Annotated in this window: 14 protein-coding genes; 1 reads left to right on the top strand and 13 read right to left on the bottom strand. The window is 58.3% G+C overall.

Annotation, left to right across the window (positions count from 1 at the left end):
• Positions 1 to 30: 30 nt before the first annotated feature.
• From PSQ19_RS00985 to PSQ19_RS01035, 11 genes are all read right to left on the bottom strand, one after another.
• Entirely contained in the window at positions 31 to 426 is a 396-nt protein-coding gene (locus PSQ19_RS00985; RefSeq protein ID WP_282219240.1) for a VOC family protein, read from the bottom strand.
• Between the two features lie 48 nt (positions 427 to 474).
• Positions 475 to 1449: a branched-chain amino acid ABC transporter permease gene (locus PSQ19_RS00990; RefSeq protein WP_282219241.1), complete on the bottom strand. Its 975-nt coding sequence runs from the start codon at positions 1447 to 1449 to the stop codon at positions 475 to 477.
• Positions 1446 to 2336 (bottom strand): branched-chain amino acid ABC transporter permease, encoded by an 891-nt coding sequence (locus PSQ19_RS00995; RefSeq protein WP_282219242.1) that lies wholly within the window; start codon positions 2334 to 2336, stop codon positions 1446 to 1448. Before PSQ19_RS00995 ends, PSQ19_RS00990 begins: the two co-directional genes overlap by 4 nt.
• Positions 2337 to 2399: 63 nt before the next feature.
• Positions 2400 to 3599, bottom strand: a complete 1200-nt coding sequence (locus PSQ19_RS01000; RefSeq protein ID WP_282219243.1) for an ABC transporter substrate-binding protein — start codon at positions 3597 to 3599, stop codon at positions 2400 to 2402.
• A gap of 45 nt (positions 3600 to 3644) precedes the next feature.
• Positions 3645 to 4388: an ABC transporter ATP-binding protein gene (locus tag PSQ19_RS01005; RefSeq protein WP_282219244.1), complete on the bottom strand. Its 744-nt coding sequence runs from the start codon at positions 4386 to 4388 to the stop codon at positions 3645 to 3647.
• Positions 4381 to 5166, bottom strand: a complete 786-nt coding sequence (locus PSQ19_RS01010; RefSeq protein ID WP_282219245.1) for an ABC transporter ATP-binding protein — start codon at positions 5164 to 5166, stop codon at positions 4381 to 4383. Before PSQ19_RS01010 ends, PSQ19_RS01005 begins: the two co-directional genes overlap by 8 nt.
• Positions 5163 to 5948, bottom strand: coding sequence for a 3-hydroxybutyrate dehydrogenase (locus PSQ19_RS01015; RefSeq protein WP_282219246.1), 786 nt, complete (start codon positions 5946 to 5948; stop codon positions 5163 to 5165). Before PSQ19_RS01015 ends, PSQ19_RS01010 begins: the two co-directional genes overlap by 4 nt.
• A 171-nt stretch (positions 5949 to 6119) precedes the next feature.
• Positions 6120 to 7526 (bottom strand): sigma-54 interaction domain-containing protein, encoded by a 1407-nt coding sequence (locus PSQ19_RS01020; RefSeq protein WP_282219247.1) that lies wholly within the window; start codon positions 7524 to 7526, stop codon positions 6120 to 6122.
• Positions 7527 to 7596: 70 nt separating this feature from the next.
• Entirely contained in the window at positions 7597 to 9666 is a 2070-nt protein-coding gene (locus PSQ19_RS01025) for an ABC transporter permease (protein WP_328517783.1), read from the bottom strand.
• Positions 9641 to 10147 carry a hypothetical protein gene (locus PSQ19_RS01030; protein WP_282219248.1) on the bottom strand — a complete coding sequence of 169 codons (507 nt, stop codon included), beginning with the start codon at positions 10145 to 10147 and terminating at the stop codon, positions 9641 to 9643. Before PSQ19_RS01030 ends, PSQ19_RS01025 begins: the two co-directional genes overlap by 26 nt.
• Positions 10144 to 10734 carry an ABC transporter ATP-binding protein gene (locus PSQ19_RS01035; protein WP_282219249.1) on the bottom strand — a complete coding sequence of 197 codons (591 nt, stop codon included), beginning with the start codon at positions 10732 to 10734 and terminating at the stop codon, positions 10144 to 10146. The genes PSQ19_RS01030 and PSQ19_RS01035 overlap by 4 nt, the downstream gene beginning before the upstream one ends.
• A gap of 214 nt (positions 10735 to 10948) precedes the next feature.
• On the opposite strand from PSQ19_RS01035, the gene PSQ19_RS01040 reads away from it, so the two are divergent.
• Positions 10949 to 11491, top strand: a complete 543-nt coding sequence (locus PSQ19_RS01040; protein ID WP_328517784.1) for an arylesterase — start codon at positions 10949 to 10951, stop codon at positions 11489 to 11491.
• An 18-nt stretch (positions 11492 to 11509) separates the two neighbouring features.
• Here the strand turns inward: PSQ19_RS01040 and PSQ19_RS01045 are convergent, their stop codons facing one another.
• Both PSQ19_RS01045 and PSQ19_RS01050 read right to left on the bottom strand, forming a co-directional pair.
• The gene (locus tag PSQ19_RS01045) at positions 11510 to 12958 is read right to left on the bottom strand and encodes a dihydrolipoyl dehydrogenase family protein (protein ID WP_282219250.1); all 1449 of its coding nucleotides are present in this window, start codon (positions 12956 to 12958) and stop codon (positions 11510 to 11512) included.
• A 55-nt stretch (positions 12959 to 13013) separates the two neighbouring features.
• Positions 13014 to 13760: a TVP38/TMEM64 family protein gene (locus PSQ19_RS01050; RefSeq protein ID WP_282219251.1), complete on the bottom strand. Its 747-nt coding sequence runs from the start codon at positions 13758 to 13760 to the stop codon at positions 13014 to 13016.
• Positions 13761 to 13763 lie beyond the last annotated feature (3 nt).

A 13763-nucleotide genomic window follows, 5' to 3' on the forward strand; every position in this document is an offset into this window, starting at 1 on the left:
TGCAAAAGCATGATGTGGCGCCTGGCGCTGCTATTGCCCCGGCGTCATCTCGACCAGTTGAATCAGATTGCCGCAGGTATCATCCAAGACCGCCATTTTTACGGCCCCGGCATCGACGGGCTTTTGGGTAAATTTGACCCCAAGGTCGACAAGCCTTGCGACCTCTGCATCAAGGTCGGGCACCTGAAACGAGGCTGCCGGAATACCGTCCTGTACCAAGGCCGTCCGATAGGGGCCAACCGCCGGGTGTTCGCTTGGCTCCAGCAGCAATTCGGTGCCATCGGGCTCGTCTTTCGCCACAACAGTCAACCAACGATACTCCCCTGCTGGCACGTCGGTTTTGACGGCAAAGCCAAGGACATCAGTATAGAATTTCAGCGCCATTGCCTGATCACTGACAAAAACACTCGTCACATAGATTCTCACGCCCGTATCCTTTCTCGCTTTCGAAAGCCGGGCCGTGATATTGCAAGTCTAAAGTGACTTTTTGGTGAGGCGGGCAATAACCCCCACAATGCCCTCCCGGAACAGCAGCACGCTGATAACGAAGATGACGCCTTGTAGCACGGTAACCCATGCACCCAGCCCGGCGAAATAGTTCTCCATGGTGACCAGCGCCGCTGCACCCACCAATGGGCCGAACACGGTGCCCATACCGCCCAGAAGCGTCATCAGCACAACCTCCCCCGACATGGTCCAGTAAACGTCGGTGAGCGAGGCAAGCTGAAACACCAGCGCCTTGGTTGCTCCGGCCAGTCCAGCCAGCGTGGCGGACATGACGAACACTGCCAGCTTGTAGCGCTGCACCTTGTAGCCCAACGAAATCAGCCGCGGTTCATTGTCGCGAATGGCCTTCAGCACCTGCCCGAAGGGCGAGTGGATGATCCGGTAGATGCCTAGCAGGCCGCCGAAAACAATGACCAGCACGACGAAATAAAGCGTCAGGTCTGACGATAGGTCGATAAAGCCGAACATGTGCCCGCGCGGCACGGCCTGTATGCCGTCTTCGCCGCCGGTGAAGGGTGCCTGCACCGCAAAGAAGAACACCATTTGCGCGAAGGCCAGCGTCACCATGGCAAAATAGATGCCTTGGCGGCGAATGGCCAGCGCGCCTATACCAAGCCCCAGTGCTGCTGCGGCGGCGGTGCCCAGCAATATGGCCAACTCTGGCGATAGGCCCCAGTCTTTGGCGGCGTAAGCGGTTATATAGCTGGCTGACCCGAAAAACGCCGCGTGGCCAAACGAGAGCAGACCCCCAAAGCCCAACAGAAGGTTGAGCGCACTGGCAAACAGGGCAAAGCACAAGACTTTCATCAAAAAGACCGGGTAAAGCACGAAGGGCGCGATCAACAGCAGCACCAGCAGCACCGCAAAAATGATGATGTGCAGTCGTGGCGTGCCCACGGGCAGGGCCTCGGCCTGGCTTCGCACTTGGGTTTCAACACTCATGATGCGGCCCTTCCGAACAGACCTGCGGGCTTGAGCAGCAGCACGATGGCCATGATGACAAATATGACCACGGCAGACCCTTCAGGATAAAATACGCGGGTCAGCCCTTCCACGATCCCCAGTCCAAAACCGGTCAGAATAGCGCCCAGGATCGATCCCATGCCGCCAATAACCACAACCGCGAACACCACGATGATCAGATCCGCTCCCATATTGGGATTGACCGAATAGATTGGCGCCGCGAGCACCCCGGCAAATGCCGCCAACGCAACACCAAACCCGTAGGTCAGCGTAATCATGCGCGGTACGTTGATGCCGAAGGCGCCGACCAGCGTCGGGTTTTCCGTCGCGGCGCGCAAATAGGCTCCCAGCCGCGTGCGCTCAATGGCAAACCAGGTGCAAAAGCAGACAATGGCCGAAGCAAAGATCACCCAGGCGCGGTAATTGGGCAGGAACATGAAACCCAGATTTTGCCCGCCCGACAGTTCGGCGGGGATGGAATAAGGCAGGCCAGAAACGCCATACTCATTGCGGAAGACACCTTGAATGATCAGCGCCAGACCGAAGGTCAGCAGCAGGCCATAAAGATGGTCGAGGTGATAGAGTTTTGAAATCATCAGCCGCTCGATACCAACGCCAAAGGCTCCGACAATGATTGGTACCAGCGCCAACGCCCACCAGTAATTGATGCCGGTATAGGTCAGCAGCATCCACGCAACGAACGCACCCATCATATATTGGGCGCCATGGCTGAAATTGATGATGTTCAACAGGCCAAAGATCACGGCGAGGCCGAGACTGAGAAGGGCATAAAACGAGCCATTGATCAGCCCAAGCAGCAATTGCCCGAAGAGCACCTGAGGTGAAATGCCCAAAAGCTCGAACATGAAGTGATCCTGCCTTGTAAATAGGGAGACGCCCCCGCAGCGCGGGAGCGTCAGTTTCAGACTTTATTTGACCAGATCGCAGCCGCCATCAGCCAGCGGACGGAAGGCGTCCTTGGCAGGGATGGTTGCGAGCAGCTTGTAATAGTCCCATGGGCCCTTGGATTCTTCAGGGGACTTGACCTGGAACAGATACATATCGTGAATGTGACGGCCATCAGCGCGGATTTCGCCCTTGCCAAACAGCGGATCGTCAGTTGGCATTTCCTTCATCTTGGCCATAACGGCAGTGGCGTCTGTGCCACCCGTTGCTTCAACGGCCTTGAGATAGTGCAGGACGCTGGCATAAACACCGGCATGCACCATGGTTGGCATATTGCCCCCGTTCTGTTCGGCAAAGCGCTTGGACCATGCGCGGGTCTGATCGTTCATGTCCCAATAGAAGGATTCAGTCAGTACCAGACCCTGAGCAGTCTCCAGGCCAAGGGCATGCACGTCGGTGATGAAGATCAGCAGCGCGGCCAGTTTCTGACCGGCTTGGGTGATGCCGAACTCGGCAGCCTGCTTGATGGCGTTGACGGTGTCGCCACCAGCATTGGCCAGCCCGATAACGTCAGCGCCAGAGGCCTGAGCCTGAAGCAGATAAGACGAGAAGTCAGTGCCGGGGAAGGGGTGCCGCACGGCGCCAACCACTTCACCACCATTTTCGGTGACCACCGCGCTGGTATCTTTTTCCAGCGCCTGCCCGAAGGCATAGTCAGCAGTCAGGAAGAACCATTTCTTGAAGCCTTCCTTGACCAGTGCCGAGCCGGTGCCGTGCGCCAGCGCCCAGGTATCATAAGTCCAGTGCACGGTATTGGGCGAACAGGCCTTGCCCGTCAGATCGGCCGAACCAGCGCCCGAATCCATGAATATCTTGTTCTTGTCGCGGCTGATTTCAGCCACGGCCAGCGCCGCCGATGAGGTCGGCACGTCAAAAATGGCGTCTACACCATCCTGATCATACCACTGACGGGCAATGTTGGAGGCGATGTCGGGCTTGTTCTGATGATCTGCCGACACGATTTCGACATTGATGCCTTTGGCGGCAGCGTCAAAATCCTCGACCGCCATCTTGGCAGCAATTACCGAGCCTTCACCGGACAGATCGGCATAAATGCCCGACCGGTCATTAAGGACGCCGATCTTGACCGACGTTTGCGCCATGGCCGAACCCGCCATGAGTATTGCGGCCAACGAGGCCAGTGCCAAAGTTCTCAATTTCATGTTTGATATCCTCCCAATTACACCAGCCCAATTGCCGGCTGTTCCTTACACACCCAGATAGGTGTGCAGTTTTTCGATGTTGTTGTTGATGTCATGGTTGGGGATCATGTCGATGACCCGCCCTTGTTCTACAACGAAGTGACGGTCTGCGACCGAAGCTGCAAACCTGAAATTCTGCTCCACCAGCACGATGGTGAAGCCGCGCGCCTTGAGATCGACCAGTGTTTTGCCGATCTGCTGCACGATGACCGGCGCCAGCCCTTCGGTGGGTTCATCCAGCAGCAGGAATTTTGCGCCGGTGCGCAAAATGCGCCCGATGGCCAGCATCTGCTGTTCGCCGCCCGAAAGCTTGGTGCCCTGGCTCGAAAGTCGCTCGCGCAAATTGGGGAACATGTCCAGAATTTCTTCGCGACTTAATCCACCCGATTTGACCTGCGGCGGCAGCATCAGGTTTTCATCGACCGAAAGGCTGGAAAAAATCCCACGCTCTTCAGGGCAAAAAGCAATGCCGGCACGCGCAATATCACGCGGCGCCAACTTGATCAGCTCACGACCGTCAAACTGTACCGACCCCTGCCGCTTGGACAATATTCCCATGATGGCGCGCAGTGTTGTGGTCTTACCCGCACCATTGCGGCCGAGAAGCGTTACCACCTCGCCGGGCCGTACATCAAAGGAAACACCGTGCAAGACATGGCTTTCTGCGTACCAACCCTCGAGGTTTTCCACCTTGAGCATCGGCGCGTCGTCGGTCATCGCCTCATGTCCTGCGCGCATCGCCTCACTCATGGCTGGCCCCGATATAGGCTTCGACAACGCCGGGATGCTTGGAAACCTCGTCATAGCTGCCCTCGGCCAACACTTCGCCGCGCGCCAGAACAGTGATGCGGTCGGAAAGATCGGCAACAACGGACAGATTGTGCTCGACCATCAATATGGTGCGATTGGCCGAAATGGTGCGGATCAGCGCCGAAATGCGCGTCACATCTTCCTGCGCCATACCCGCCATCGGCTCGTCCAGCAGCATCATTTCCGGCTCGAGCGCCAGTGTCGTGGCAATTTCCAGCGCTCGCTTGCGTCCATAGGACAGGTCACCCGCCATGACATGGGAAAATTCGCTAAGCCCCACTTCATCGACACGCCGCAGCGCTTCATCGTCAAAATCACTCAGCACACGCTGTGCCCGCCAGAAATCAAAACTGTCGCCGCGTCGCCGCTGCAAGGCAATACGCACATTTTCCGCCACGCTCATGCGCGGAAATACCGCCGAAATCTGAAATGAGCGCACCACGCCAAGCCGCGCAATATCAGCCGAGGGCAGGTCGGTAATATTGCGTCCGTTGAAATGGATTGTTCCCGAACTGGGCTGCAAAAACTTGGTGAGCAGGTTAAAGCAGGTTGTCTTGCCCGCGCCGTTAGGTCCGATCAGCGCGTGGATCGAGCCACGCTCAATATCCAAATTCACCCCATTGACCGCAACAAACCCGGCAAAACGCTTGGTCAAATCGCGGGCAGACAGGATGATGTCGCCCTTTGTGTCCGGATTTGGCTCAAACGCTTCGATCATTTGGCGGTCCACCCGCCATCAATGGAAATGGTCGATCCGGTGATCGAGCGGGCCATGTCCGTGCAGAGATAGGCGGCCATCTCGGCGATTTCCTCAGGTTGCACAAACTGTCGCGTTGGCTGGGGCGCCAGCATGACCTGCCGGATGACCTGCTCTTCGCTCAGATTATGCGCCCGGGCCTGATCGGCAACCTGGGTCGCCGCCAGTGGCGTCCAGACATAGCCCGGACAGATTGCATTGGCGGTAACGCCCTTTTCCGCCGTTTCCAGCGCCACCGTCTTGGTAAGCCCGACCACTGCATGCTTTGTGGCGACATAGGCTGATTTGAACGGCGAGGCGCGCAGACCATGCGCCGACGCAACATTGATGATGCGCCCCCAGCCGCGCTCCGTCATGCCCGGAATGGCGGCGCGGATGGTATGAAATGCGGAATCGAGGCTGATCGCCAGAATGCGGTCCCAGTCGGCAGGCGGGAGTTCTTCGATCGGGGCGACTTTCTGGATTCCGGCATTGTTGACCAGCACGTCAAGTTGACCAAATCGGGCAACGACAGACTGTACCAGTTCGAAACTGTCGGTAGGATCAGCCAGGTCGGCCCGAAAATAGGCGATTTGCCCCGAACCGAGTGCACAAACGTCCGCCATCGCCTCGGCAACGTCGGCCTCGTCTTCAAAGCTGTTGACGGCGACATCATATCCGATGGTCGCAAATTTTTTGGCAATGGCCAGTCCGATGCCGCTCGTCGAACCCGTTACCAACGCGACGCGTCTGGTCTCAGTCACTCTTGCTCCGCCCTGTTACAAGCCTTTTCGGCTCGGTCTTTTGGCCTAACACTATCAAGTTCCGTGCCAGTCCAGGTTTTGCTGGAGTTCGGCAGCTTTCAAGCGATCATCACCCGCCAAAATGTCCGAAATATGGGACGGTGTGTGCGACAGCGTCCGGAAAACCGGACATTAGCCATCAATGCTATGGCGGCGCAGTTTTTCGTAAAACTGCGACCGGGAGATGCCTAAGCTCGCCGCTGCCGCCGTTTTTTGGCCGTTGCTGGCTGCCAGCGCATCAACGATGGCTTGCCGTTCGGCACCGGCCTTAGTGGCTGCAAGATCTGGCTGTGCATGGGGCGGCGGCGATGTACCAACTCGGCGCGGCATGGCGCGGCGCACCACCGTTCCGTCCAGCGTTTCACTGGTCGCCAGCGCCGCTGCACGTTCCAGAACATTGCGCAGTTCGCGTACATTGCCGGGCCAATCGTGGCCTTGCAGCGCCTCGACGGCGTCTGGCGTGATGATCCACCCATGCTGCTTGGCGCCGCGTGGTGTCTGCTCCAAAAGCGCATCGCAGAGCGGGGCGATGTCGTCGAGTCGCGCCCGCAGCGGCGGCACATGAACGGTCAGCACCGCAATGCGATAATATAAGTCGGCACGGAAGGATTTGTCGGCAACCCGATCTTCGAGATCCTGCGAGGTAGCCGCGATAATGCGCACATCCACCTTTTTGACCGTGTTGGAGCCCAACGGCTCAAACTCACCCTCCTGTAGGGCGCGCAACAATTTGGCTTGCAGCGCAGCGGGCATGTCGCCGATTTCATCGAGAAATAGCGTGCCGCTATGGGCCAGTTCGAACTTGCCGGGTCGTGCTTTGCGGTCTGCCCCGGTAAAGGCACCCGGGGCAACGCCGAAAAATTCGGCTTCCAACAGGGATTCAGGAATGGCAGCCACATTAACCGCGACGAACGGCCCGTCGGCGCGGTCCGATTGCTGGTGCATGGCGTGCGCCAACAATTCCTTGCCGGTACCGGTTTCACCCAGGATCAGCGCCGCGCCGTCGCGCAGGGCAAAGCGACGCACCACCGATTTGAGTTCCTTGACCGTGTCGCTGAACCCCACAAAGCTGGAGAGCGAATATTTGGTTTTGCGCTCGCGCGTCAATGCCGCCTGCGCCCGGCTCAACTGGCGTTGCAAATGCTCGAACTTTTCGAGGATTGGCGCGAGATAATTGACATTGTCGTAAAAAACGAAACCCACGGCGCCCTGCACGGTGCCATCATCGTCCTTGAGCGGAATTCGGCACACGACAAATTGCCGGTCGTCAAAATTCATGATGTCGAGAAGGATCGGCTGACCCGTCTCTACCACCCGCCGCAAGAGCGAGTGGGGGATAATCTCTTCAACATGCAACCCCAACGGATCAAAGGCCGGATCGAGCTTGAGCAACTGCCGATAGCGCGTATCAATCCAGGTAATCCGGGTTTGGCTGTCCACAACAATTGCGCCCTCGAAATAGTCACGCAACTGGCTGAACGCATCGACAGCGTGTTCGATGGTGTGATCGGTGTCGGCGGGACTCGGTGGCGTGGTCAAATTCATCTCCGGGCAGTGCCGTGCCATGCTACTCGGCTTGCGGCAAAAGCTCTAGAGCCATGGGCGGGTGCTATTGCGTTTCCGCCCGCAACCGACTTGCTGGTCGCGCCGACATTGCCGCCCATGTGGTCAGCGCCCCCGTGCCCACGGTCAGGACAATAACACCGATCGCCACCGCCAAAATCACCCCGACATTGATGGTAAAGCCGATTTCGAGCAGATATTGGCTGACGGCCCAGGCGCCGAGCGCAGCAATCAGCGTCGCGAGTACCATCGCCAGTGCCCCCAGCAGCAGATATTCGAGCAGGAACAGGCTGATCACGTCGCGACGCGTGGCGCCGAGTACTTTCATTACCACCGCATCGGCCTCGCGCTGGCTGCGGCCAACGCTGAGCGCACCTGCCAACACCAGCATGCCGGCCACCAAGGCCAAGCCGCTGACCAGCGTGACCGCCTGTATCAGTGTCTGCAAAATCGATTGCGCCCGCGCGATCGCGTCGCCAACCGGGATGAAAGTGAGGAGCGGAAACGCCTTGACCAACTGCTGTTCAACCGCGGGCGCCGCGCCGTCGGCAACCTTGATCGTGCCCATATAGGATTGTGGTGCCTTGTCGATGACGCCCGGCGACAGGATCATGCGAAAATTGAATGTCGGTGCGCGCCAGTCGATGGCACGGAAACTGGCAATGGTCAGCATCAGCGGTCGCCCAAGAATTGTCATTTCCATTGTATCGCCGAGCTTGAGGCCGAGATCATCCTGCATTTCCGTACTCAGCGATACCAGCGTGTCGCCCGAATAATCGGAAGGCCACCAATCGCCCGATGCAACGACAGTGTCGGCCGGCATTGTCGTCGACCAGGTCAATGCCGTATCCCCGCGGAACATGTCGGCGACATCGCGTGGCAAATCAGCGGGGTCGGGCGCTGGCCTGCCGTTGAGTCCAACAATCGTGCCCCGCAGCATCGGCACCAGTTCAACCGAACTGATCTGATCACTGCCTGCCGCCATTGCCTCAAGTTCGGACCGGGTTGTCTTGTCAACATCGAGCAGCACAAAGGCTGGCGCATCATTGGTGACTTCTGCGGCAATCTGGCTCGTAAGGTTGCCTTGCGTCAAAATGATGAACAGTAGCAGCGATAGCCCCATGCCCAGGGACACCACAACCGTGGCGGTCGGCGCCCCGGGCCGCTGGATAGCGGCAATAGCGAAGCGCCATGCCCGGTTTGACGGTGTCGGCATCCGCGTCAGCAACGTCGCGAGCAGCGTGGCGGCCAGCAGCAACAGGCACAAAGCCAAGGCCGTCGCCGCAAAATAGATCAGCACCAGAACCACATTGCCGGTTATCACAACCGTCAAGCCCAGCAACACCGCAAGACCTGCGAGCAGGGGCAAGCCCCGCTGCCAATGCAACACATCGCGCCAGGCCAATTGCGTGGTGCTACCTGCCGAGGCCGAGCGAAACAGCAAAGCCGGGCGGATTGATTGCACCATGCCCAACGGCAACCATGCAAACAACAGGGCCGTGGTCAGCCCGATTGCAGCCGCCGCCAGCATCGAGCAAATATCAATGCCCGGCGGCAGCGCAAGACCCAGCGCACCCGATAGCCAAGGCAGCAGGATCAGCGATGCGCCGGCAACAACCAGCAAGCCGATGACCAGGCCCACCAAGGACAGCACCAAAATCTGGGCAACGAAATGAAATAGCAGTCGATGATTGCTGGCGCCGAGCGAACGCATGGTGGCAATCGACATCTGCCGCTCGCCAACATAGGCCGTCACGGCGTTGGAAATACCCAATCCGCCCACCACCAGCGACGATAGAGCCACCAGCAACAGGAAATTGCCAAAAATGTCGAGAAACCGCGCGATGCTGGCGCTGGCATCTCGTGGTGCCCGCAGCCGCCATTCATGGTCGGGAAATTGTTCCTCCAGCGCGGCTTTGGCCACCGAGAAGCTCTTATCGCCCAGGTCAATCTTGTAATGGAACCGATTGAGCGCGCCTTCCTGGCTCAGTCCTGCGGGGGCCAGCGCCGCATCCGAAATAAACGCCGGTATGCCCAGTTGAAACCCTTGCGCGGCCTGGTCCGGGACGGTGTCGATAATCCCACGTAGCTCAAAATCGAGACTGCCAATGCGCACAATATCGCCGGGGGCAACCCCCAACCGCTGCGTTGCCTGTGGTGCCAGCAACGCCCCGAAAACGCCATTCTGCTGCCCGAGCAGGCTCAGCCATATTGCCCGCACTGCCATCGGGCGCCAATGTCACCGACCCAACCAGCGGAAACAGGTCGCTGACCGCACGGAGCGACAAGAAGGCACTCAGGTCGCCTTTTGTCGCACGGGCATTGAGTTCAACTTCGCGGCTTACCGGTCCAAGTGCGGCCAACGCCGCTTTTTCCGCCGCTCCAATATCCTTGTTGGAGGCGCGTAACTCCAGATCGCCGCCTAGAATAACCCGCGCGTCGCGCACGATAGCGCCATTGATCGCCGCACTGACCGAACTGATCACGCCAATCGCGGCAATACCCAGTGCCAGACAGGCGATCAGGATGACAAAGCGTTTGGTGCTGCCCCTCAGGTCAATCAGCGCGACTCTGAGCCAGTCGGCATACCGATTCATGAGGGGACCATGTCGATTTCGTGCAATGTGCCATGATCCATCCTCATAACCCGGTCGGCGCGGCGCGCCAGCGCCATGTCATGAGTAATCAGCAGCATCGCTGTCTTGTCGGCATGCGCATGGGCAAACAGCAGATCAATCGCCGTGGCAGCGGTTTCCTGATCGAGATTGCCCGTTGGCTCATCTGCCAGCAAAAGTTTGGGTTGCCCCACGATTGCCCGGGCCAACCCCACCCGTTGCTGCTCGCCGCCCGAAAGCGCGCTGGGCAAATGATCGAGCCGGGCACCCAACCCAACGCTTTTTAGCGCCTCTGCCGCTTGTGCCTTGATGTCGGCAATTGGGGTGTCGTCTGCAGCAATTTCCAAGGCCAGCGCGACATTTTCAAGCGCTGTCATTGAGGGGATCAGATGAAAATTCTGAAACAGGATGCCGATATTTTTTCGCCGAACGATGGCCAATTGGTCCTCGTTGAGCTGATCAAGAGCCGCGCCGGCAATCGCAACCTTGCCCCCGGTGGCGCGTTCAAGACCGGCCATGACCATCAACAGTGACGTCTTGCCGCTGCCCGACGGGCCGACGACCGCCACAACCTCGCCCGGTTTGATATCGAACGTGATATCCTTGAGAATATGGAGCCTGCGCCTTGCCCGAGGTGAGGTGCAGGTTCATCCCCTCCGTATCCGCTATGGAATTTGTCATGAAGTCAGGCCTGTATTTGCGAAATTGGCTCGCTCGAGGATGGACAGCAGCATTTGCCTTGCTGATCTTGCTGGTCTCGCCGACCCTGGCGGCCGAAAAACCCTGCTCCTATATGGGGACTCTTTGCTCGCTGGCTATGGGCTATCACAAAATGATGCATTCATGGCCCAATTGCAGACAGCGCTCGACGCCCAAAACATCGATGTGCGCGTGATCAATGCCAGCGTTTCGGGGGACACCTCCGGTGATGGCCTTGAGCGCCTGGATTGGGCGTTGGCCGATACACCCGACGCTGTCATTCTCGGTCTTGGTGCCAACGATATGCTGCAGGGCATTTCTCCTGATCTGGTGCGAAAAAATCTGTCGCAAATTCTGGCGACGCTCGACACCAAAAAAGTGCCGGTCCTGCTTGCGGGCATGATGGCCAATCGCGCCCTTGGTCATGACTATGTCACAAAATTTGATGCCATCTATCCAGACCTTGCAGAACAATATGGTGCAATCCTTTACCCGTTCTATCTCGATGGCGTGGCACTCGACCCGGCGCTCAACCAGCCCGATCTGCGCCATCCCAACGCCGCAGGGGTCAACAAAATTGTCGCCGCCATTTTGCCCTACGTCGCCCGCTTGCTCGAGCGGCCATAAATATTCATCGTCTCAATTTCACGGTAGCCAGCGTTGAATCAGTTTGACAAAATTCTGAGTCAACGGACTGAAAAGTTTGGGCTTATAGTAGCTGCCAGCCGCACGTTTTGAAATTTCGGCCATGGTGGGGTAGGGCGCAATCATGCCCGCCACGGCGGACAATGACAATTTACCCGAGATTACCAGCCCCCAAAGGCCAATGAGTTCGCCCGCATGGGGAGCGACGATTGTCGCGCCCACCACCTTGCCCCGATTGGTCAGCACCAGCTTGATAAAGCCCTCGACCCGCTTCTCGGTCTGGGCACGGTCATTCTCGGCAAAATGCTCAACAAGGGTCTGGACGTCCTCGTGCTGCTTTCGCGCTTCGGACTCCACCAGACCCACATGGGCAATTTCAGGATCGAGATAGGTCACCCAGGGCAGGGCGGCATAGTCCACCTTGGCTGGAAGGCCAAACAGCGCATTACGAATCACAATACCGGCGTGATAACCAGCAATATGGGTGAATTGCGGCCCGCCCGCCACGTCGCCAATAGCAAAGATCTTGCGATTGCTGGTGCGCAACCGACGATCAACATTGATGCCTTTGGGGGAAAAATCCACGCCCGCCGCATCGAGCCCGATATCATTGACATTGGCAGCGCGCCCTGCCGCAACCAGAATTTGGGATGCTGCAAGCTCATGCTTGTCGCCATTTACCTCAACGCTTGCCACTATCCCTGATGCCGTCCGTTTGGGATCGACGAGTTTTGCGTTCTCGAACAGCGTGATCCCGTCGTCCTGCAATAGCTTGCGGGCCAGCGTCGCCGCCTCGGGCTCGTCTCGCGGCAAGATTTCGGCAACATCAACCACGGTGACTTTGGAGCCGAGCCGCATAAATGCCTGTGCCATTTCAAGCCCGATAGGACCACCACCTACAATGAGCAAATGTTCGGGCTGCTCAGTGATATCAAACACGGTTTCATTGGTCAGCGGCTCCATCTCGCGCAACCCCGGCACCGGGGGCACTACCGCCCGCGACCCGGTCGCTACCACAAAGCGGCGGGCCTTGACGGTATGGGGACCCGCCACCAATTCGTCCGGCCCCGTAAACTTCGCGCGTTCCTTGAGAACCTGCACGCCAAGTGATTCAAAACGCTCAACACTGTCGTGCGGTGCTATCTGGCCGATGACCCCGTGAATATGGTCGTGCACCGCCTGAAAGTCGATGCGCGGCGCGATGCCCTCGCCGACACCCATTTTCAGGCCAGCAGTAAAACCATGAGCCATATGGGCGGCGGCAATCAATGATTTCGACGGCACGCAACCGGTATTAAGGCAATCGCCACCCATTTCGCCGCTTTCGATCAGCACCACCTTGGCGCCAAGCTGAGCGGCACCGGCGGCGGCGGTGAGACCGGCTGATCCACCACCGATAATGCAAAGATCGCATTCTATGGTTGGGGCATGCGAAGTAGCATTTGACATAGAAAAACCTGTTTGACTGGGGCGGTGATGCAGCGCGTTGATCTGGAGTCGGTGACTAGCTGGCGGGCTGCTTTCGTGAGCGGATGAACTTGTAGACCGGTGCGACGCAGGCCAGTAGCGCCATCCCCATGAGCCCCAGCGTTATCTCGGGCGTGACCAGATCGCCCAGCCCAACCGTCGTGCCGCTTTCAGCCGCCACCGATAAAACCCCCTCGATGCCCTGGCCGAGATAGGCATAGATGAATACACCGGGTAAAATGCCTAAAAATGTGGCGGCCACATAGATGCCGGTCGGAATTTTGAACAGAGCGGGCACAATATTGACCAGCGCAAAGGGCAGGATCGGCAGGAGGCGCATTGCCAAAAGGTAGCTGAAGGCATTGCCCTCGAACCCGCTCGCCATTTTGTTTGCCGTTCCCTTGGCACGCTCTCGCAGTCCGTCGCCAAAGGCAGTGCGCGCCGCCCAGAACAACACGGTTGCACCTATCGTGGCGCCAACCGCCGCCATCAGCCCGCCAAACAGCCAACCATAAATGAAACCGCCAATCAGCGTCAGCAGCCATGTTGCGGGAAATGCCACCGCTACGGCGATGCCATAGGCCAGCACATAGCTCAATACGGCAACTATGCCCTGTTCGGCGGCAAAGGATTTGATGGTGGTACGGATTTCGGCGAGATAATCGAGCGTGAAGTAATGCTGCCATCCCAGCAGCAGTCCAACGATCAATATGCCCGCCAGAATACCGAACGGCAGAAAGCGCAGGAGTCGGCGCCCGGCTGGTTTAGTCGCGTTCTCGGCCATGAA

The sequence above is a fragment of the Devosia algicola genome, from assembly GCF_028816455.1.
Taxonomy (GTDB): Bacteria; Pseudomonadota; Alphaproteobacteria; order Rhizobiales; family Devosiaceae; genus Devosia; species Devosia algicola.